At 72.7% G+C, this 20080-nt stretch carries 16 protein-coding genes and 2 rRNA genes; 7 read left to right on the forward strand and 11 right to left on the reverse strand.

Features of this window, described 5'->3' with window-relative positions; all coding sequences use genetic code 11:
* Positions 1 to 5 precede the first annotated feature (5 nt).
* Positions 6 to 2837 (reverse strand): preprotein translocase subunit SecA, encoded by a 2832-nt coding sequence (gene secA, locus ACLIYP_RS14380; RefSeq protein WP_412713520.1) that lies wholly within the window; start codon positions 2835 to 2837, stop codon positions 6 to 8.
* Positions 2838 to 3027: 190 nt separating this feature from the next.
* On the opposite strand from secA, the gene ACLIYP_RS14385 reads away from it, so the two are divergent.
* Together ACLIYP_RS14385 and ACLIYP_RS14390 are read left to right on the forward strand one after the other, a co-directional pair.
* On the forward strand, positions 3028 to 3609 hold the full coding sequence (locus tag ACLIYP_RS14385) for a GNAT family N-acetyltransferase (RefSeq protein ID WP_412713521.1): 582 nt from the start codon (positions 3028 to 3030) through the stop codon (positions 3607 to 3609).
* A gap of 106 nt (positions 3610 to 3715) precedes the next feature.
* Positions 3716 to 4897 (forward strand): winged helix-turn-helix domain-containing protein, encoded by a 1182-nt coding sequence (locus ACLIYP_RS14390; protein WP_412713522.1) that lies wholly within the window; start codon positions 3716 to 3718, stop codon positions 4895 to 4897.
* Between the two features lie 79 nt (positions 4898 to 4976).
* Here ACLIYP_RS14390 and ACLIYP_RS14395 read toward each other — a convergent pair whose 3' ends face one another.
* The 7 genes from ACLIYP_RS14395 to mtnA all read right to left on the reverse strand — a co-directional run bounded on the left by ACLIYP_RS14395 (position 4977) and on the right by mtnA (position 13611).
* The gene (locus ACLIYP_RS14395; protein ID WP_412713523.1) at positions 4977 to 5729 is read right to left on the reverse strand and encodes a response regulator; all 753 of its coding nucleotides are present in this window, start codon (positions 5727 to 5729) and stop codon (positions 4977 to 4979) included.
* A gap of 148 nt (positions 5730 to 5877) precedes the next feature.
* Complete coding sequence (hpf, locus tag ACLIYP_RS14400; RefSeq protein WP_412713524.1) at positions 5878 to 6582, reverse strand: ribosome hibernation-promoting factor, HPF/YfiA family; 705 nt, start codon at positions 6580 to 6582, stop codon at positions 5878 to 5880.
* 565 nt (positions 6583 to 7147) lie between these two features.
* Positions 7148 to 7894: a ComF family protein gene (locus ACLIYP_RS14405; protein WP_412713533.1), complete on the reverse strand. Its 747-nt coding sequence runs from the start codon at positions 7892 to 7894 to the stop codon at positions 7148 to 7150.
* 19 nt (positions 7895 to 7913) lie between these two features.
* Positions 7914 to 9809, reverse strand: coding sequence for an LpqB family beta-propeller domain-containing protein (locus ACLIYP_RS14410; protein ID WP_412713525.1), 1896 nt, complete (start codon positions 9807 to 9809; stop codon positions 7914 to 7916).
* On the reverse strand, positions 9787 to 11745 hold the full coding sequence (gene mtrB / locus ACLIYP_RS14415) for an MtrAB system histidine kinase MtrB (RefSeq protein WP_412713526.1): 1959 nt from the start codon (positions 11743 to 11745) through the stop codon (positions 9787 to 9789). The genes ACLIYP_RS14410 and mtrB overlap by 23 nt, the downstream gene beginning before the upstream one ends.
* Position 11746: 1 nt before the next feature.
* Positions 11747 to 12424, reverse strand: coding sequence for a two-component system response regulator MtrA (gene mtrA / locus ACLIYP_RS14420; protein WP_014061181.1), 678 nt, complete (start codon positions 12422 to 12424; stop codon positions 11747 to 11749).
* Positions 12421 to 13611, reverse strand: a complete 1191-nt coding sequence (gene mtnA, locus ACLIYP_RS14425) for an S-methyl-5-thioribose-1-phosphate isomerase (RefSeq protein WP_412713527.1) — start codon at positions 13609 to 13611, stop codon at positions 12421 to 12423. The genes mtrA and mtnA overlap by 4 nt, the downstream gene beginning before the upstream one ends.
* A 261-nt stretch (positions 13612 to 13872) precedes the next feature.
* Here mtnA and ACLIYP_RS14430 point away from each other — a divergent pair, with 261 nt between their 5' ends.
* From ACLIYP_RS14430 to ACLIYP_RS14450, 5 genes are read left to right on the forward strand one after another with little or no spacing between them, the layout of a single operon-like run.
* Complete coding sequence (locus ACLIYP_RS14430) at positions 13873 to 15009, forward strand: hypothetical protein (RefSeq protein ID WP_412713528.1); 1137 nt, start codon at positions 13873 to 13875, stop codon at positions 15007 to 15009.
* Positions 15010 to 15043: 34 nt separating this feature from the next.
* On the forward strand, positions 15044 to 15757 hold the full coding sequence (locus tag ACLIYP_RS14435) for a DUF4129 domain-containing protein (RefSeq protein WP_412713534.1): 714 nt from the start codon (positions 15044 to 15046) through the stop codon (positions 15755 to 15757).
* Positions 15754 to 16980, forward strand: a complete 1227-nt coding sequence (locus ACLIYP_RS14440; RefSeq protein ID WP_412713529.1) for a DUF4350 domain-containing protein — start codon at positions 15754 to 15756, stop codon at positions 16978 to 16980. Before ACLIYP_RS14435 ends, ACLIYP_RS14440 begins: the two co-directional genes overlap by 4 nt.
* Positions 16977 to 17942, forward strand: coding sequence for an AAA family ATPase (locus ACLIYP_RS14445; RefSeq protein ID WP_412713530.1), 966 nt, complete (start codon positions 16977 to 16979; stop codon positions 17940 to 17942). Before ACLIYP_RS14440 ends, ACLIYP_RS14445 begins: the two co-directional genes overlap by 4 nt.
* 18 nt (positions 17943 to 17960) lie before the next feature.
* Entirely contained in the window at positions 17961 to 19271 is a 1311-nt protein-coding gene (locus tag ACLIYP_RS14450) for a DUF58 domain-containing protein (protein ID WP_412713531.1), read from the forward strand.
* On the opposite strand, the gene ACLIYP_RS14455 is transcribed toward ACLIYP_RS14450, so the two are convergent.
* The 3 genes from ACLIYP_RS14455 to ACLIYP_RS31025 all read right to left on the reverse strand — a co-directional run.
* Positions 19249 to 19416: a GNAT family N-acetyltransferase gene (locus ACLIYP_RS14455; RefSeq protein ID WP_412713535.1), complete on the reverse strand. Its 168-nt coding sequence runs from the start codon at positions 19414 to 19416 to the stop codon at positions 19249 to 19251. The two genes, ACLIYP_RS14450 and ACLIYP_RS14455, sit on opposite strands and share 23 nt — an antisense overlap.
* A gap of 385 nt (positions 19417 to 19801) precedes the next feature.
* Positions 19802 to 19918, reverse strand: a 5S ribosomal RNA gene (gene rrf / locus ACLIYP_RS14460).
* 73 nt (positions 19919 to 19991) lie between these two features.
* A 23S ribosomal RNA gene (locus ACLIYP_RS31025) occupies positions 19992 to 20080 on the reverse strand; the annotation flags it as partial.

A 20080-nucleotide genomic window follows, 5' to 3' on the forward strand; every position in this document is an offset into this window, starting at 1 on the left:
CCGGGTCACTTCTTGCGGCGGCGGCCCTTCTCCTTCTGCGCCCTGCGGCGCTCGGCACGGGTCATGCCGTCCGCGGGCGAGCGGACCGGGCCGCCGTCCTCACCGCTGGCGAAGTCGCCCTCGACGACACCGCCCTCGCCGTCAACGGTCGGCGCGGAGAAGTGCAGCCGGTCCGGACGCTGCGGGGCGTCCAGGCCCTTGGCCCGGATCGCCGGGCGCCCGCCCGCCGCGACGGCCTCCCCCTGCGGGGCCTTCTCCAGGGAGGGGGCGGGCCCGGCCTCCTCGACCGGCACCTCCTCGACCTGCTGCTCGACCTGGACCTCCAGGTTGAACAGGTAGCCGACGGACTCCTCCTTGATGCCGTCCATCATCGCGACGAACATGTCGTAGCCCTCGCGCTGGTACTCCACCAGCGGGTCGCGCTGCGCCATGGCGCGCAGGCCGATGCCCTCCTGGAGGTAGTCCATCTCGTACAGGTGCTCGCGCCACTTGCGGTCGAGGACGGAGAGGACCACGCGGCGCTCCAGCTCGCGCATGATCTCCGAGCCGAGCTGCTTCTCGCGCTCCTCGTACCGCTCGTGGATGTCGTCCTTGATGGCGTCGGCGATGAAGTCCGCCGTGATGCCGTCGCGGCCTCCGGCGGCCTCCTCGAGGTCCTCGACGGTGACCGTCACCGGGTAGAGCTGCTTGAACGCGCTCCACAGCCGGTCCAGGTCCCACTCCTCGGCGAAGCCCTCGACCGTCTCGGCCTGGACGTAGGCGTCGATGGTGTCGTCCATGAAGTGGACGATCTGCTCGTGCAGGTCCTCGCCCTCCAGGACGCGGCGGCGCTCGCCGTAGATGACCTCGCGCTGCCGGTTGAGGACCTCGTCGTACTTCAGGACGTTCTTGCGGATCTCGAAGTTCTGCTGCTCGACCTGCGACTGCGCCGAGGCGATGGCGCGGGTGACCATCTTGTTCTCGATCGGGACGTCGTCGGGCACGTTGGCCATGGACATCACACGCTCGACCATCTGCGCCTTGAACAGCCGCATCAGGTCGTCGCCGAGCGAGAGGTAGAAGCGGGACTCGCCCGGGTCGCCCTGACGGCCGCTGCGGCCGCGCAGCTGGTTGTCGATGCGGCGCGACTCGTGGCGCTCGGTGCCCAGCACGTACAGGCCGCCGAGCTCGGTGACCTCCTCGTGCTCCGCCGCGACGGCCTGCTCGGCGCGCTCCATGGCCCCGGGCAGGGCAGCCGCCCACTCCTCGGCGTTCTCCACCGGGTCCAGGCCCTTGGCGCGCAGCTCCGTCTCGGCGAGGTCGTCCGGATTGCCGCCGAGCTTGATGTCGGTACCGCGGCCGGCCATGTTGGTGGCGACCGTGACGGCGCCCTTGCGGCCCGCCTGGGCCACGATCACGGCCTCGCGCTCGTGGTTCTTGGCGTTGAGCACCTCGTGCGGCACGCCGCGCTTCTTGAGCTGCTGCGACAGGTACTCGGACTTCTCCACCGAGGTGGTGCCCACCAGGACCGGCTGGCCCTTCTCGTGCCGCTCGACGATGTCCTCGACCACCGCGTCGAACTTGGCGACCTCGGTGCGGTAGATCAGGTCCGACTGGTCCTTGCGGATCATCGGGCGGTGGGTCGGGATCGGCACCACGCCGAGCTTGTAGATCTGCTGGAACTCGGCGGCCTCGGTCATGGCCGTACCGGTCATGCCCGAGAGCTTGTCGTAGAGGCGGAAGAAGTTCTGGAGGGTGATCGTGGCGAGCGTCTGGTTCTCGTCCTTGATCTCCACCCCCTCCTTCGCCTCGATCGCCTGGTGCATGCCCTCGTTGTAGCGGCGGCCGGCCAGGATGCGGCCGGTGTGCTCGTCGACGATCATGACCTCGCCGTCGAGGACGACGTAGTCCTTGTCCTTCTTGTAGAGCTCCTTGGCCTTGATCGCGTTGTTGAGGTAGCCCACCAGCGGGGTGTTGACCGACTCGTAGAGGTTGTCGATCCCCAGCCAGTCCTCGACCTTGGCCACGCCGGACTCGTGGATGGCGACCGTGCGCTTCTTCTCGTCGACCTCGTAGTCGCCCGTCTCCGGCTGCTGCTTGAGCGGGTTGGCGGGCTCGCCGCGCTCCAGCCGCCTCACCAGCTTGGCGAAGTCGCCGTACCACTTGGTGGCCTGGTCCGCCGGGCCCGAGATGATCAGCGGCGTGCGGGCCTCGTCGACGAGGATCGAGTCGACCTCGTCGACGATCGCGAAGTTGTGGCCGCGCTGCACCAGCTCGTCCTTCGACCACGCCATGTTGTCGCGCAGGTAGTCGAAGCCGAACTCGTTGTTGGTGCCGTAGGTGATGTCGCAGGCGTACTGCTCGCGGCGCTGCGACGGGGTCATGTTGGCGACGATGCATCCGACCGTCAGGCCCAGGAACTTGTGGACCCGGCCCATCAGCTCGGAGTCGCGCTGGGCGAGGTAGTCGTTGACCGTGATGAGGTGGACGCCCTTGCCCGACAGGCCGTTGAGGTACGCGGGCAGGGTGCCCACCAGCGTCTTGCCCTCACCGGTCTTCATCTCGGCGACGTAGCCCATGTGCAGGGCGGCGCCGCCCATGATCTGCACGTCGTAGTGGCGTTGGCCGAGTACGCGCTTGGCCGCCTCGCGGACCGTCGCGAAGGCCTCGGGCAGCAGGTCGTCCAGGGACTCTCCGTCGGCGAGGCGCTCCCTGTACTCGTCCGTGAGCGCCCGCAGCTCGGCGTCGGTGAGGTTGACGAAATCCTCTTCGATCGACGACACCTGGTCCGCGATGCGGTGCAGTTTGCGCAGGATCTTGCCTTCACCTGCACGCATGATCTTGCCGAAGACGGACACGTAGGCTGGCTCCTTGCCGGTCGGGCCGGGCACGGTCTGGGTGCTCTGGCACGGCGGGCCTCTTCCTTGCGTCGGGCCCAGCCGCACCGGCCATCGTATGCGAGGGGCACCGGCCCCTGTACCCCCCAACGTGCCGGAGACTCGGAAGGTGCCGGTTCCGCCCGATTGGATGACCGGCACAATCTTCTCCATGCGACCCGTCACCCTCGGCACCGAGCGCCTCGTGCTGCGCCCCTTCGAGCCGCAGGACGTCCCCGCCGTCCACGCCGCCTGCCAGGATCCGGACATCCTGCGCTGGACCACCCTCCCCGAACCGTACGAGCGGCGGCACGCGCAGGAGTTCGTGCTCAACATCGGCCCGGCCGGCTGGCGCGAGGACACCGCGTACAACTTCGGCGTCTTCACCCGGGACGGGGAGCTGACCGGTTCGATGGGGCTGGTGCGCATCACCCCGCCCGGCCCGGAGGGGCGCCTGGCGGAGCTGGGCTACTGGACGGCCAGGGAGCGGCGGGGGCGCGGATACACCGTGGAGGCCGCGCGGGCGGTGGCCGACTGGGCCTTCGGCGAGCTGGGCGTGGAGCGGCTGGAGTGGTTCGCCGAGGCGGGGAACACCGGGTCGCGGGCCGTGGCGGAGCGGCTGGGCTTCGTGGTGGAGGGCACCCTGCGGGCACGGATCGCCTTCCGCGGGACCCGGCGGGACGCGTGGGTGGCGTCGCTGCTGCCCTCCGACCGGGGGCGGACGGCGGCCGTGCCGTACCTGCCCGCGCCGTAGCGTCCGCGCACCCGCGGCCGTGCCGCCGCGGGCCGTTCCCCCCGCGGACCGCCGGCACCGTCCGCTTCCGGACCCCGTTGTCGGTGGCAGGCCCTATCGTCGGCGCATGACCACCGTCTCACTCTCACTCTCCGCCGACGAGGCACGCCGGATCGCGCTGCGCGCGCAAGGGCTGCTGGGAGCGCCGGACCGCCGGGCCGGGGTGCGCGGGATGCTGCGCCGCCTGGGGGCCGTGCAGCTGGACACCATCTCTGTGCTGGCCCGCTCCCACGAACTGGTGCCGTACGCACGGCTGGGAGCGGTCGGCCGGGGCACGGTGGAGGCGGCGTACTGGACGGGAGGGCACGCCTTCGAGTACTGGTCGCACGCCGCCTGCGTCCTGCCGGTCGAGGAGTGGCCGTACTTCGCCTTCCGGCGCCGGGCGTTCCGGGACAGGGGGCACCGCTGGCACCGCATGGAGGACTCCGAGCGCTCCTGCGCCGCCGTACGCGACCGGCTGAAGGCCGACGGCCCGCTGACGGCCACCGAGCTGGGCGGCGCGAAGAACGGCGGCGAGTGGTACGACTGGTCCGAGACGAAGATCGCGGTGGAGTGGCTGCTGGACACCGGCGAGGTGGTCTGCACCGAGCGGCGCGGCTGGAAGAGGGTGTACGACCTGGCCGAGCGCGCCGTCCCCGGCGAACTGCTCCACGACGACCTGACCGACCACGAGTGCCTGCGCCGGCTGGTCGCCCGGGCCGGTGCGGCGATGGGCGTGGCCACCCGCGCGGACCTGGCCGACTACCACCGGCTGAAGGGCGAGCAGGTCGACGCGGTCGTCGCGGAGACGGGCCTGGTGCCGGTGGAGGTGGCGGGCTGGGGAAAGCCCGCCTGGGCGGACCCGGCGGCGCTGGAGGCCGAGTCGTCCGGGGGCCGGGGGCGGCACCGCACCACGCTGCTGTCGCCGTTCGACTCGCTGATCTGGGATCGCAGGCGCACCGAGAGGATCTTCGGTTTCACCCACCGGCTGGAGGCGTACGTGCCCAGGGCCCGGCGGATACACGGCTACTTCGCGATGCCGCTGCTGTCGGGGGGACGGCTGCTGGGCCGGGTCGATCCGGCCCGCGAGGGGAGGACGCTGGTGGCGCGGCAGGTGTCGATGGCGGGAGGCGGGGCGGTGGAGCCGATGGCCCGGGCGCTGCGGGAGGCGGCGGACTGGGTGGGCTGCGACGCGGTCCGTGTCGAGCGCTGCGACGACCCGGCGCTGGCCTCGGCCCTCACCGCCGCCCTGGCCGCGGCCCTCGGCTGACGCGCCCGCCGCCCCCGGGCGTCTGCGCCGGTGTGCCCGGCACCGCCGACGCGGTCGGCGCGCCGCGGGCCGGGCCGCCTCACCTGATCTCCAGGATCTTCTCCCGCATCGCGTAGACCACGGCCTCCATCCGGGAGTGGAGCTGAAGCTTCTCCAGGATGTTGCGGACGTGGTTCTTGACGGTGTTCTCGCTGATGAAGAGTTCCTTGGCGATGTCGCGGTTGTTCATGCCGGTGGCGACGAGCTTGAGCACCTCCAGCTCCCGGTCGGTCAGACGCGGCGCGGGCACCAGCCGCTTCTCGTCGGTGCGCTGGATCATCGACTTGAACTCGGTGAGCAGCTTGGCCGCCATCGACGGGCTGATCTGCGACTGCCCGTCGGCGACCGCGCGGATCGCGGTGGAGACCTCGTCGGTGGAGATCTCCTTGAGCAGGTAGCCGGTGGCCCCGGCCTTGATCGCGTCGTAGAGGTCGGCCTCCTCGTCGCTGATCGTCAGCATGATGATCTTCGCGCTGGGGGCCACCTCCTTGATCGAGGTGCACGCCTCGATACCGCCGCGCCGGGGCATCCGCACGTCCATCAGCACGATGTCGGGCAGCAGGTCCGCGGCCTTGTCCACGGCCTCGGCCCCGTCCCCCGCCTCGCCGACGACCTCGATGTCCTCCTCCTGTGCGAGGACGATCTCCAGCCCGCGTCTGAAGAGGGCGTGGTCGTCGACGACCAGGACCCTGATGGGCTCCTTGCGCAGGTCCTCCGCGCCCGCGTCCGCGGGGGCGGCACCGCGGCCGCCGTCCCACGCGCCGGGCGTCACGGGCCCGAAGCTGTCCGCCATCGTTCCTCCCCCTGCAGCCAGGCTACGCAGCGCCAACCGGCCGATGCAGGGCACCGGTTGGACATGGCCATGATTCCATGCCCCCGCCCCCGGCCGAATTCCTCGTTCGGCCGGGGGCAGGTCCGGTTCGCGGTGTCAGCGACCGTTATCAGCCACCCAGGGCGCCTCCGGCGCCGTGCGGTGCCTCCTCCACGAACGGGTCGGGTTCCAGATGGATGACGCCGTAGTCGTAACCGTGCCGCCGGTAGACGACGCTCGGCAGCTTGGTCTCGGAGTCGACGAACAGGTAGAAGTCATGCCCGACCAGCTCCATCTCGTACAGGGCCTGGTCCAACGACATCGGGGCCGCCGCGTGGGTCTTCTCCCGGACTACCAGGGGGCCCTCCCCCTGGACCTCCAGCGGTCCCACCCTGGTGGTGACGGGCTGCTCCTCGACCGCCGTGCGCTGCGGTCCGAGCCGGCCGTCCTCGCCGATGGTCGCCGCGTTCGGCACGGTCACGGCCACGTCGCGCGCCGGAATCCGGTGGTGGCCGTTCCCCTTCCGCGCGGAGACCCGCTTCTCGTGCTGCCTGCGCAGCCGAGACTCCAGCTTCTCCGTGGCCAGATCCAGCGCCACGTAGGGGTCGGCCGCCGCCGCCTCGGCGCGGATCACCGGACCGCGGGAGCGCAGTGTGATCTCGACCCGGTCGGAGCGGTCGGCCTGACGCGGGTTGGGCTCCTTGGACACCTCGACGTCGAGGCGGATCGCCTTGGCGTCGATTTTCTGGATCTTGTCCAGCTTGAGCTTGTCGACCACGTGCTTGCGGAACCGCTCCGGCACCTCTGTCTTACGGCCCTTGACGACGATGTCCACGCAGAACTCCGTTCCCGGGCGCCTCCGCGGCCTGAGCGGCGGAGCACGCCCTTTGTGCACCGAGTCCGGAAGATGCGGGCCCCTGCCCGTCACCGTCCGGCCCTACGTCGGGTTGCGACTTTCACCTCCTCCTCCCCCGTCGGGAAGATCGCCACCCTCCCGTTTCCGGGAGAATGACCAGCAAAGCCGGGCGAACGCCATGCAGCGCACATGTCCCGCCGTACGGAACGACTCTCGCCATTCCTCACATCCGAACCTACCTCCGACGGGGGAAACTCGGCACCCCCTGTCGGCACGTACCTACGGTCGCGGGCGGCTTCGCCTCCACGGCGGGAACGAGGCGCCCCCGCCGGCGGTTCCCCGCCCGTACGGACCACACTGCCCACTCACGGCCGGGGTACGCCCCGCGAACCGCCTGCCGGGCGAGCGTCCGCACACCGGTGCGAAACCGGAGGGAGCGGAGAGGCGGGGGGGGAGAGGCGGGGCGGAGAGGCGATGCCGGGCGGAAGGGCGAGGCCGGGCGGAGGGGCGAGCGGGCCCCGCCTACGTCTCGCCTGCACCCCGCCTACGCCTCACCGACGTCCCGGCGGGCGCGGCACTGGCGGGCGCCGGGCCGCGAGGCAGCCACCACCGCCGCGCCGACCACCCTGCCGCCCGCCCGGCCCAGCACCCGCGCCGCCTCCGCGAGCGAGGCGCCCGTGGTCACCAGGTCGTCCACCACGACCACCGGACCCTGCTCCAGCAGCCGCCCCGCGCCGGCCGCCGTGTCCAGCGCGCCGGCCAGATTGGCCAGGCGCCGCCGGGCGTCCAGCCCCGCCTGGTCCGCCACGGTGCGCCGCTGCCGCAGTACGGGCAGGACCTGCGCCCTCCACCCGCCGCGTCTGAGCTCTCCGGCCGCCGCCAGCGCCATCCTCCGCACCGGGTCGTGGCCGCGCGCCGCCACCGAGCGCCGCGCGGAGGGCACCGGCACCAGCAGCAGCGGTGCCGCACTCCCCCGTGCCGCCCCGCCCGGCCCCGCCTCCCCGGCCGCCGCCCGCACCGCACCGGCCAGCACCGCCCCCAGCGGCGCGGCCAGCCGCAGGGCGCCGCGCTCCTTGTGCGCGAGCAGCACCGCCCGTACCTCGTCGGCGTACGCAAGGCAGGCGTGGACCGGCGGCAGGTCCTCCGGCGGCGGATCCGGCCGCACCCGCCACGGCCGGGACCCGCTCAGCAGCTCCCGGCACCGCGCGCACAGGCCGGTGCGCGGCAGACCGCACCCGGCGCAGTCGGCCGGCAGCACCAGATCGGCCAGTTCCCGCCACCACTCCCGCATACCGAACACACCGGGACGACTACCCCGGGTAGGCGGGCATCGACCCCTTGTCAGTGACCAGTTCCCACTCGGCGCGCTCGAGCCGGGCGATGCCCTCCCCGGTGTCGGCCAGCAACGGCTTGTCGCCGTTCTCCGAGGCCGCCACCCCGGTCACCCCGTTGAGCCCGGGCAGCGTCGAGGGGCCGGCCGACGAGCCGTCCGTCGCCGTGTAGCGCAACTGCTGCACGCCCTTCGCCTCCCGGCCGACGACCACCAGTCTGCTGTCGCCCGCCCAGGAGGCGTCCAGCACCTCCTCCATCTGCGGAGCGATGGGCCGCAGTCCCTCCACGGTCGCCACGGGGCTCCCGTCCTCGGACTCCTCACGCTCGATGCGTCCGAGCCGCAGGGTCGTCCGGCCCTCCTCGCTGACCAGCAGCGCCATGCGCACACCGTCCGAGGAGACCCGCAGCGACTCGATCCGGCCGCGGCCGAGACCGACCACCTCGACCTCCCTCGCCTCCTCCTGGCCTCCGCGCAGCCACAGCAGCCGGGCCCCGTCCGGATCGCGGTCGGCGACCCACAGATCGCCGAGCCCGTCCCAGCTCGGAGTCGTCAGCCCGTCGCGCTCCCGCTGCGCACCGCTGGTCACGACGGGGGTGCCGAGCCCGGTGTCGGCGGTGAGCGGGGCGACGAACAGCGACCGGCCGTCCAGCGACACCCCCGCACCGCGCTTCTCGTCCCGGCTCACCGAGACCGCGCCCACCCGGACCCGCCCCGCGCCGAACGGGCCGCTGACGGGCGCGGTGCGGTCGCCGTCGCCCAGCACCACGGCCAGCCGGTCGCGGTCGTCGACGAAGTACTGGCCGCCGCCGTCGCCGCCCAGCCGGCCCGGCGCGTACGCCTCGGCCTCGTCACGGGTCAGGGAGCACAGCTCCGCGCCGCCATCGCCCCGGGTCAGCCGGACCCGGGAGGTCCTGGCCGACACCTGGCCGTCCACGGTGTGCAGCACCTGGGCGGCCATCCGGTCGCACTGGGCGCTTCCCACCCCGAGCGGGCGCTCACGCCCCTTCCCGTCGCGTACGACCAGCGGAACGGTGAGCGTGCCGGAGTCGTTCGGGGAGAGCTTCGTGCCACCGGCGAGCCGTGTGCCCTCGGGGAAGGCCGAGCCGACCACCGGGGCCAGCCAGCCGGTCGGGCCGTCCAGCAGCGCCTCGACCGCCTCGGTCAGCGGGTCTATGCGCTCCCGCACGTAGACCGGGTCGGCGACCAGGACGTCCTCGCCCCGCGTCACCGCGCCGGTGTCCGGGCCCAGGTCGGCGTAGTGGTAGGTGTTGACCGACTCGTAGTTGCGCTCGAAGTCGGCCTCGGCCACCACCAGCCCGTCCGGCAGCCGGTCGATGCGCCACTCGCCGCCGACCCGGACGAGGTGGAACGTCTCCCGGTACGTCCCGTTGCTGGGCCGGTGGGCGTGCTCGCTGTCCACCAGCGCGACGGTGGGGCCGGTCACCTCCAGGGTGGTGCCGTCCTCCTCCTCGCCGGTGGAGGAGCGGCCGGGGGCGAGCACGGTGGGGGTGACGTCGAGCACCGTCGTACGGGCGAAGGGGTCCCAGCTGTGCGCGGCCCTGCCGGTGAGGTACTCGCGGGCGGTGGCGAACCCCGGCTCGTCGCTCGTGGTGGCCTCCAGGAAACCGCGCACGATCTGCCAGGGCTGCGCGCCCTTCTGCGGACTCACCCCGAACACCCGCGCCTGGGAGTCGGTGTCGGCCCGGGAGGAGGGGTCCACCCTGCGGACCTCGCCCTCGGAGGGCATGGACGCGCACCCGGCGAGCAGCAGGACGAGGGCGCCGAGCGCCGCCGCGGACCTGCGACGCGTGCGGGGGGAGCGGGAAGGGCGGAAGCCCTCCCGGGGGCGCTCAGCCGCCCTGCCGTTCACCATGTCCACCCTGCTCCTCCATCGGCTCGTCCGGCCCCTGCGCCGTCCGCCTCCGCATGTCCGGTTCTCCGTCCCCCGCGGTGCTCCCACCGCCGCCGGCCTCCCGCGGTGGTGCCGCCACCGCGCCGCCGGACCGCCGGTGCGGCTCCTGCGCGGGCCCCCGGGACGGGGCCGGGGGCGGCACGGAGGCGCGCGTCCCGCCGGAGGCGGCCCGCGCCTCCTCCCTCCGCCGCCGGGAGTCGGCCGGCTCCAGGGGGATGGGGGAACCGCGCAGCGGCTGCCCCGCGGTCCGCGGAATGGTCAGCCGGAACTGCGAGCCGCCGCCCGGCTCGCCCCAGGCCTGCAGCCAGCCACCGTGCAGCCTGGCGTCCTCGACCGCGATGGACAGGCCCAGGCCGGTGCCGCCGGTGGTGCGGGCACGGGCCGGGTCGGCACGCCAGAAGCGGTTGAAGACCCGGTTGGCCTCGCCCGGCTTGAGCCCCACGCCGTAGTCGCGCACCGCCACGGCCACCGCGCCGTCGCCCGAGGCGAGCCGGACCACGATGTCCCGGCCCTCACCGTGCTCGACCGCGTTGACCACCAGGTTGCGCAGCACGCGCTCGATACGCCGGGCGTCGGCCTCAGCCATCACCGGCCGCTCGTCGCCGTGGACCAGGAAGCGGCTGCCCTTTCGCTCGGCGAGCGGCTCCGCGCCCTCCAGAACGCGCCTGACCACATCGCGCAGATCGACCGGATCGGCCTCCAGCGCGGCCGCCTTGGCGTCGAAGCGGCTGATCTCCAGCAGATCCGCCAGCAGCGACTCGAAGCGGTCCAGCTGCCCCAGCAGCAGTTCGGCCGAGCGGGCCGTCACCGGGTCGAACTCGTCGCGCGCCTCGTGGATGACGTCGGCCGCCATCCGCACCGTGGTGAGCGGGGTGCGCAGCTCATGGGAGACGTCCGAGACGAAGCGGCGCTGCATCCGGGACAGCTCCTCCAGCTGCTGGATCTTCGTCTGGAGGTTCTTCGCCATCTTGTTGAAGGCCTCGCCCAGGCGTGCGATGTCGTCCTCGCCGCTGACCTTCATCCGCTCCTGGAGACGTCCGGCGGCGAGCCGCTCGGAGATCCTGGCGGCCATCCGGACGGGGGTGACCACCTGGCGCACGACGAGCCAGGCGATGGCCCCCAGCAGCACCACCACGAAGACCCCGGCGGTGGCGAGGGTGCCCTTGACCAGGCTGAGGGACTTCTCCTCCTGCTGGAACGGGAAGAGGTAGTACAGCTGGTACGGGTCGCCGTTGGGGTCGTTGAGGCGCTTTCCTATCACCAGCGCGGCCTCGGTCCGGCCGCCCTCCAGCACGATCGTGCCGTACTGCTCGTGGGTGTCGGGGCTGTCGTCCAGCGCCGCACGGAGCTGCGGCGACACGCTCTCCTCGGGCTTGAGGTCGAAGGACGCGCGGGGCCCGTGGTTGCCCGAGCCCTCTCCCGTGCCGAAGGTGTCCGGCCCCTCCTCGGAGCTGAGCGCCACCAGGTAGTAGACGCCCTGGCCGCCGCTGGCGAGCTGCGTCACCAGGTCGTTCAGCCAGGTGCCGGTGTCCTGGCGCCCGTCGCGGCTGTTGCCGGTGCCGCCTTGGGCCGCGTCGTCGGCCGCGTCGTCGGCCAGTTGCTCGGCCACCGCGAAGCCGCCGGCGGCCTGGCTCCGCGCGGCCTGCTGCTTGGCGTCCAGGAGCCCGTTGCTGACCTGGCCGATGACGACCAGGCCCAGCAGCAGGACGACCGCGAGGGACATCAGCAGCGTGGCGGTCACCACCCGCAGCTGGATGTTGCGCCGCCACAGCCGTGCCACGGCCAGCAGCGGGCGCCGCACCCAGCGGACGAACATCCGGAACAGGGGGTGCGCCCGGCTGCCCGTCGCCCCTTCGGACAGCAGCCCGTCGGGGAGGAATCGACCGCCACGCCACATGTCAGCTGGGTCCGGCCTTGTACCCCACGCCACGTACGGTCACCACGATCTCGGGCCGCTCCGGGTCCTTCTCGACCTTGGAGCGCAGCCGCTGCACATGGACGTTGACCAGCCGGGTGTCCGCCGCGTGGCGGTAGCCCCACACCTGCTCCAGGAGCACCTCGCGGGTGAAGACCTGCCACGGCTTGCGGGCGAGGGCCACCAGCAGGTCGAACTCCAGGGGGGTCAGCGCGATGGACTGCCCGTCGCGCTTCACCGAGTGCCCCGCCACGTCGATGACCAGGTCTCCGATGGCGAGCTGCTCGGGCGCGGGCTCCTCCGACCGCCGCAGCCGCGCCCGGATGCGGGCCACCAGCTCCTTGGGCTTGAACGGCTTGACGATGTAGTCGTCGGCCCCCGACTCCAGGCCCACCACCACGTCGACGGTGTCGCTCTTGGCCGTGAGCATGACGATCGGCACCCCGGACTCCGCGCGGATCAGCCGGCACACCTCGATGCCGTCCCGGCCCGGCAGCATCAGGTCGAGCAGCACCAGATCGGGCTTGGTCTCGCGGAAGGCGGCGAGGGCCTTGTCTCCGTCCGACACGAACGACGGTTCGAAGCCTTCGCCGCGCAGCACGATGCCGAGCATCTCCGCCAGTGCGGTGTCGTCGTCGACGACCAGGACGCGTCCCTTCATGCGTCCATCATCCCATTACCCGATCGTGACTTTTCCCGGGGTGACGGTGAGGGTGAGCACAGCTCGGCCAGCGCGTCCCCGGTGACCGGTGAGACCACGCCCCGCTCGGTGACGATCGCCGTCACCAGTTCCGCCGGAGTGACGTCGAAGGCCGGGTTGTACGCCTGCGCGCCCAGCGGAGCCACCGGGATGCCGCTGCCCGGCTCCGATCCGGCCCCCGGCACCGTCGGCGGCGCGAACTCCGTCACCTCGTGGCCTGGGCGCTGCTCCACCTCGATCGAACCGCCGTCGGCCGTCTCCAGGTCCACCGTGGTCACGGGCGCCACCACCACGAACGGCACGTGGTGGTAGCGGGCCAGCACCGCCAGCGGATAGCTGCCGATCTTGTTCGCCACCGAGCCGTCGGCCGCGATCCGGTCCGCGCCGACCAGCACCGCGTCCACCTCGCCCGCCGCGAACAGCGAACCGGCCGCGTTGTCCGCCAGCACCGTGTACGCCATGCCCTCCCGGGCCGCCTCGTACGCCGTCAGCCGCGCCCCCTGGAGCAGCGGCCTGGTCTCGTCCACCCACAGCCTGCGCAGCTCGCCGGCGTGGTGCACGGCCCGCACCACACCGAAAGCGGTGCCCCCGCCACCGGAGACCAGCGCCCCGGTGTTGCAGTGGGTGAGGACTCGGTAGCCGCCGCCCGGCAGCAGCTCGCCCAGCAGCGCCCGGCCGTGCTCGGCCATCCGCCCGCTCGCCTCTGCGTCCTCCCGGTGCAGTGCGCGGGCCTCGGCGAGCGCCGCGGCGGCCGCCCGCTCGTATCCCGCGCCGCCGTCGGCCGCGACCCGGAAGGCCCGCTCGGCCCGGCGCACCCCGTACCCGAGGTTGACCGCGGTCGGACGCGCGTGCCTGAGCTGCTCGGCCGCATCGGTCACGTCGTAGCCGCGGGCGGCGGCCAGCGCGACGCCGTACGCTCCCGCCAGTCCCAGCAGCGGCGCCCCGCGCACCGCGAGCGAGCGGATCGCCTCCACCAGGGCGGGCACATCGGTGCAGACGAGTTCGACCTCCTCGGCGGGCAGCCGGGTCTGGTCGAGCAGCACCACCACCGGCCCCTCAGGAGGTTCCTCCCAGCGCAGCGCGGGAACGGGAACGGGTGCGTCATCGGGCGCCGAAGCCGTGGATCGTTCCTCAGTCTGGTCAACCATTCGGACAGTCTGCCCCTTCTCCCGACCATCAGTCGAAGGCAACCGGGAGCCACGGGGCCCGCTCCGTTCCGCGACGGCCCATGGCACGATGGCTGCCAACCAGCCGATACATCCCCACGGACAGGCCGCGAGAACACGAGGTGAACTGCTGTGAGTGACTCTCCGGGCTGGGTCTCGCCCGGATCCTCCCCTTCCGATCCTCCCCCCGCGTCCGGTGGGGGCGCATCCGGTAGCGGTGCTTCCGGGCAGCCCACCGACAAGGTGTCCATCGACAAGACTCCACCGGGCCAGCCGCCCACGAACTGGTCGCCGCAGCAGCCGCCCGCCGCCCCGCAGGGCTGGGGTGCGCCTCCTCCCCCGCCGCCGGGCGGGGGAGGCTGGGGGAACTGGAACCAGCCGCCGGCGGCCAAACCCGGTGTCATCCCGCTCCGCCCCCTGGGCGTGGGCGAGATCCTGGACGGGGCGGTCTCCACCGCACGGGCCCACTGGCGGACGGTCCTGGGCATCTCGCTCGCGGTCGCGATCATGATCCAGCTCGCCTCCACCGTGGCCACCGGCGTCTGGATGCGGGACAACAGCGGCCTGCAGGCGCTGGAGACCAAGGCGGAACCGACCACGGACGAGGTCCTGGACGCCCTCAGCGGTACGTTCAGCGCCCTGGGCGTCCAGTCGCTGGCCACCCTGGTCGGCACGGTCATCGCCACCGCGATGCTCACCGTGGTGGTCAGCCGTGCAGTCCTGGGCCGCCCGGTGTCCACCGGGGAGGCCTGGCGCGACTCCCGGCCGCAGCTCGCCCGCCTGCTCGGGCTGACGCTGCTGGTGGGACTGATCGTGACCGGTGCCATCACCCTGGGTCTCCTGCCCGGCATCCTCCTCGGCGCGGCGGGCTCGGAAGTGGCCGGCATAGGCATCGGCCTCCTCGGCGGCCTCGCGGGCACCGCGGCGGCCGTCTGGCTGTGGGTCCGCTACTGCCTCTCCGCTCCCGCCCTCATGCTGGAGCGGCAGGGCGTCCTCGCCGCCCTCCGGCGCTCCGCCAAACTCGTGCGGAACTCCTGGTGGCGCATCTTCGGCATCCAGCTCCTGACGGTGGTGCTGGTCTTCATGATCAGCATGATCATCCAGCTTCCCGCCTCCCTGCTGGCCCCGGTACTGAGCGGCGACGGCATCGACAGCTTCATGACCGGCAGCCTCGCCGAGGTCACCTGGACGTACCTGATCGTCGTCGGCATCGGCGCGGTACTCGCATCCACCGTCACCCTCCCGCTCAGCGCGGGCGTCACCGCCCTCCTGTACATGGACCAGCGCATCCGCCGCGAGGCCCTCGACCTCGAACTCGCCCGCGCCGCGGGAGTTCCCGGCTACGAACGGCCCACCGACGGCACCATCCCCGGGAACTGATGTGGTGACGCGGTCCGCGGGCACGCGCACGGCGGTGGGGGAGGGCCCGTTCGCCGTGCGCTCCGACGACTCCGGCGGCTCCGACGACGGGGTGCCGGTGACGACCCCGCGCGTCCCGGCGCGCGAGGCCGCCGAGGACGAACTGTCCAAACCCATGTACCACGAGAACGACCCGAGCCTGCTGCGGCGCCTTCTCGACTGGGTGTGGGAGCGGATCGGCGACCTTCTCGACACAGCCGCCGGAGCCACGCCCGGCGGCTGGGTCGGCCTCACGGTCGTCGCCCTGCTCGTCGTGCTCCTCCTGGTCGGCCTGCGGCTGCGCATGGGCGCACTGCGCCGTGCGCCCGGGGCCGCCGGGCGCGGCGAACTCTTCGACGACCGCCCGCGCAGCGCCGACGAGCACCGCGCCGCGGCCGAGCGGTACGCCTCCGCCTCCCGCTGGAGCGAGGCCCTCCAGGAGAGGATGCGCGCCCTCGTCCGCTCTCTGGAGGAACGCGCCCTGCTCGACCCGCGCCCCGGCCGCACCGCCGACGAGGCCGCCGCCGAAGCCGCCCGGGTCCTCCCGGACCACACCACGGGCCTGTACGCCGCCGCCCTCGCCTTCGACGAGGTCACATACGCCGGACGACCGGCCGACCAGGCCGCGTACCTGCGGCTGCGGGACCTCGACGAAGCCGTCCGGCACAGCAGGCCCCACCTCACCGGCGGCCACCTCCTCCCCGCGGCCCCCGGCGGAGGCGCCGTATGACGACCGCACCGCCCACCCCGTCCGGCACCGCTGCAACCCCGGTATCGCCCACCGCACGCCAGCTGTGGGGACGCGCCCGCGGTCTGCTGCTGGCAGCGGCCGTCCTGGCGCTGGCCGGCCTGGTCATCGCCGCCCTCCGCTCCGGCGAGCAGCACGGACTGCTCGACCCCCGCTCCGCCGACCGCTACGGCAGCCGCGCCACCGCCGAACTCCTCGCCGACCGCGGCGTGGACACCACCGTCGTCACCGGCATCGCCGAGGCCACCGAGGCACTGGGCCCGGACACCACACTGCTGGTAACCGACCCCGATCTGCTCAGCGCACGCCAGCAGTCCGCGCTGGGTGCCGCCGCATCCGGCAGCGGGGCCCGCACCGTCCTGCTGGCCCCGGGCCCCGCCTCGCTGGGCACCCTGGCCCCGGACGTACGCGCCGTGGAGCCCGCCTCCGTCGAGGTGCTCAGCCCCGGCTGCGACGCCCGGTACGCCCGGCGCGCGGGCGCGGCCGAACTCGGCGGCATCACCTACACCACCTCCGCCTCCTCGGTCGAGGCCTGCTACCCCAGTGGCGAACTGCCCACGCTGCTGAGGCTCCCCGCGGAGACCGGCGACGGTGACACCGTGGTGCTCGGTGCACCTGACCTGCTCTACAACCACCGTCTCGACGACCACGGCAACGCCTCGCTCGCCCTGCAACTCCTCGGCTCCCGTCCTCATCTGGTCTGGTACCTCCCCTCCCTGGACGACGCTGCCGCCACCGACAGCGGCAACGAGAGCTTCTTCGATCTCATCCCCTCAGGCTGGCGGTGGGGCGCCCTCCAGCTCGCGATCGCCGCGGTCCTCGCCGCGCTCTGGCGGGCCAGGCGCCTGGGCCCTCTCGTCCCCGAACGGCTGCCCGTGGCTGTCCCGGCGTCCGAGGCGACCGAGGGCCGCGCCCGCCTCTACCGCCAGGCGAACGCGCGCGAACGTGCCGCCGAGGCGCTGCGCTCGGCCACTCGCGCCCGGATCGCCCCCCTCGCCGGCGTACCCACCGCACAGGCACACCGCTCCGAGGCCCTGTGCCCGGCCGTCGCCGCCCGCACCGGAGACGACGGCGTCCAGGTCCACAGCCTTCTGTTCGGCCCGGCCCCCGCCGACGACGAAGCCCTCGTCCGGCTCGCCGACCGGCTCGACCTCCTCGAAAGCCGCATCACCCCATCTCCGAGAGACAAGGACCGCACCCCGTGAGCGCCCCCTCCGCAGACAGCGCCCGCGCCGCCCTCGAGGCTCTGCGCAGCGAGATCTCCAAGGCCGTGGTCGGCCAGGACGCCACCGTCACCGGACTTGTCGTCGCCCTGCTCTGCCGCGGACACGTACTGCTGGAGGGCGTCCCGGGCGTTGCCAAGACCCTCCTCGTCCGCGCCCTGGCCGCCACTCTCGAACTCGACACCAAGCGTGTCCAGTTCACCCCCGACCTGATGCCGAGCGATGTCACCGGATCGCTCATCTACGACAACCGCACGGCCGAGTTCTCCTTCCAGCCCGGCCCGGTGTTCACCAACCTCCTCCTCGCGGACGAGATCAACCGCACCCCGCCGAAGACCCAGGCATCCCTGCTCGAAGCCATGGAGGAGCGGCAGGTCACCGTCGAGGGCACCGCACGCAAGCTCCCCGACCCCTTCCTGGTGGCCGCCACCCAGAACCCCGTCGAGTACGAGGGCACCTACCCCCTCCCCGAAGCCCAGCTCGACCGCTTCCTGCTCAAGCTCCAGGTCTCGCTGCCCTCCAGGGAGGAGGAGATCAAGGTGCTCTCCCGGCATGCCGAGGGCTTCGACCCCCGCGACCTCACCGCCGCCGGCGTACGCCGTGTGGCCGGCCCCGCGGAACTCGACGCGGCCCGGGCCGCGGTCGCCACGACATCCGTCTCCCCCGAAGTCGCCGGCTACGTCGTCGATATCTGTCGTGCCACCCGTGAATCCCCCTCACTGTCCCTGGGCGCCTCACCCCGCGGCGCCACCGCACTGCTGTCCACCGCACGCGCCTGGGCCTGGCTCACCGGACGCGACTACGTAACTCCCGACGACGTGAAGGCGCTCGCCCTGCCCACCCTGCGACACCGCATCCAACTGCGCCCCGAGGCCGAGATGGAGGGCGTCACCGCGGACAGCGTGATCTCCTCGCTGCTCGCCCATGTCCCCGTGCCCCGTTGAGACGACGCGGACTGACCGATGGCTCTCACCGGACGTACAGCCCTCATCGCCGCCCTCGGCGCGCTCCTCGTCGGCTTCCTGCTCCCGAGCTGGACCGGCCTGCTCGCCGTTGAACTCACCCTGCTGATCGCAATTCTGTACGACCTGGGACGCGCGGCACCAGTCCGAAAGCTCCTTTTCACCCGTTCCGGTGATACATCAGTTCGACTCGGTGAGCCCGCCGAAGTCCGGCTCACCGTCACCAATCCCGCCGGACGCCCGCTCCGCGCGCACCTCCGAGACGCCTGGCCGCCCAGTGTCTGGACGGCCGGCTCCGAGATCACCGCCTCCCGGCACCGGCTGACCGTACCCGGCGGGGAACGCCGCCGCCTCACCACACAGTTGCGCCCGACCCGGCGCGGCGACCACCACGCCGCCCGTGTCACCGTGCGCTCGTACGGCCCGCTCGGCCTCGCCGCCCGCCAGGGCAGTCACTCCGTCCCCTGGACAGTGCGCGTCCTGCCGGCCTTCACCAGCCGCAAGCACCTTCCCTCGCGGCTCTCCCGGCTCCGTGAACTCGACGGGCGCACCAGCGTCCTCACCCGCGGTGAGGGCACCGAGTTCGACAGCCTCCGCGAGTACATCCCCGGCGACGACACCCGGTCAATCGACTGGCGCGCCACCGCCCGCCAGAGCACCGTCGCCGTCCGCACCTGGCGCCCCGAACGCGACCGCCGCATCCTGGCCGTCCTCGACACCGGGCGCACCTCGGCGGGCCGGGTGGGCGACATCCCGCGCCTCGACGCCGCGATGGACGCCGCCCTGCTGCTGGCCGCCCTCTCCGCCCGCGCGGGCGATCGCTTCGACCTTCTCGCCTACGACCGCCAGGTGCGCGCCGCGGTCCAGGGCCGCACCGCCCACAATCTGCTGCCCGCGCTGGTCACGACGATGGCACCGCTGGAACCGGCACTGGTCGAGTCCGATGCCCGGGGCATGGCTTCGGCCATCCTCCGCAACGCTCCTCAACGCTCCCTCGTCGTCCTGTTCACCGGCCTCGATCCCTCCCCCGTGGAGGAGGGCCTGCTCCCCGTACTCCCTCTCCTCACCCAGCGCCACACCGTCCTGGTCGCATCGGTGGCCGACCCCCGCATCGAGGAGATGGCCACCGCACGCGGCACACTCGACGCCGTCTACGGAGCCGCGGCCGCGGCCCGAACACAGGCAGAGCGTCACCACACCGCGTCCCGGCTCCGCCGCCGCGGTGTCACCGTCGTGGACGCCACCCCCGACGAGCTCGCCCCGGCCGTGTCCGACGCCTACCTCGCCCTCAAGGCCGCCGGCCGCCTCTGACCCTTCGACGGCGAGGCCTGGGCAGCTCCATGTGGTTGTCCTCGTGCACGTACAGCCGAACCCCCTCGACGGCCGGACGCGCCCAGGACCACTCGACAGCCGCTTCGAGGAGCTGCGCCGCCAACCCCGTCCCCCGGTGCTCCAGGGCTCATGCAGACCCCGACCAACTGCGCCCGGTCGCCCTCGGCCAGGACGGTCAGCTTCCCGCACGACAACCCGCCGCCCGTTTCCCCGGGGAGTGTCACCCTGTCCCCGCATCCCTCGCCGTACCGGACGGGCTGCCCGGTGACGAGGCCGTGGCCCACGTCAGGAAGCACTACTCCCCCCGTGCCGTCGAAACGCCCCGGCAACGCCGCCTCGTCCGCCGCTTCCCGGCCTGACGCCGGCACCCGCACGGCCCCGTGGCGCCACGGGGCCGCGGCGCCGCACCCCAAGAGCCGAACCCCCGACTCCCTCCGGCACGGAACCGATCACAACACGAAAAAGCCTCGGTCTTCGAGTCGAAACTCGAAGACCGAGGCTGAATAATCGTTCGGCGGCGTCCTACTCTCCCACACGGTCCCCCATGCAGTACCATCGGCGCTGAAAGGCTTAGCTTCCGGGTTCGGAATGTAACCGGGCGTTTCCCTCACGCTGTGACCACCGAAACACCATGACACACACGCAACCGCCGGCAGACGGGTCGTGGTCTCAGAACCCACACAGTGGACGCGAACATCTACGGTCAAGCCCTCGGCCTATTAGTACCAGTCAACTCCACCGGTCACCCGGCTTCCATCTCTGGCCTATCAACCCGGTCGTCTCCCGGG

The organism is Streptomyces nanhaiensis (assembly GCF_046614825.1).
Lineage (GTDB): Bacteria > Actinomycetota > Actinomycetes > Streptomycetales > Streptomycetaceae > Streptomyces > Streptomyces radiopugnans.

What these genes read in the sequence shown, in the direction of transcription:
- ACLIYP_RS14395 (WP_412713523.1), bottom strand. Translation starts at nt 5,729, where the DNA reads ATGGCGGACAGCTTCGGGCCCGTGACGCCCGGCGCGTGGGACGGCGGC.
- ACLIYP_RS14390 (WP_412713522.1), top strand. Translation starts at nt 3,716, where the DNA reads ATGACCACCGTCTCACTCTCACTCTCCGCCGACGAGGCACGCCGGATC.
- mtnA (WP_412713527.1), bottom strand. Translation starts at nt 13,611, where the DNA reads ATGGTTGACCAGACTGAGGAACGATCCACGGCTTCGGCGCCCGATGAC.
- ACLIYP_RS14405 (WP_412713533.1), bottom strand. Translation starts at nt 7,894, where the DNA reads ATGCGGGAGTGGTGGCGGGAACTGGCCGATCTGGTGCTGCCGGCCGAC.
- ACLIYP_RS14440 (WP_412713529.1), top strand. Translation starts at nt 15,754, where the DNA reads ATGACGACCGCACCGCCCACCCCGTCCGGCACCGCTGCAACCCCGGTA.
- ACLIYP_RS14410 (WP_412713525.1), bottom strand. Translation starts at nt 9,809, where the DNA reads ATGGTGAACGGCAGGGCGGCTGAGCGCCCCCGGGAGGGCTTCCGCCCT.
- mtrA (WP_014061181.1), bottom strand. Translation starts at nt 12,424, where the DNA reads ATGAAGGGACGCGTCCTGGTCGTCGACGACGACACCGCACTGGCGGAG.
- ACLIYP_RS14385 (WP_412713521.1), top strand. Translation starts at nt 3,028, where the DNA reads ATGCGACCCGTCACCCTCGGCACCGAGCGCCTCGTGCTGCGCCCCTTC.
- ACLIYP_RS14450 (WP_412713531.1), top strand. Translation starts at nt 17,961, where the DNA reads ATGGCTCTCACCGGACGTACAGCCCTCATCGCCGCCCTCGGCGCGCTC.
- mtrB (WP_412713526.1), bottom strand. Translation starts at nt 11,745, where the DNA reads ATGTGGCGTGGCGGTCGATTCCTCCCCGACGGGCTGCTGTCCGAAGGG.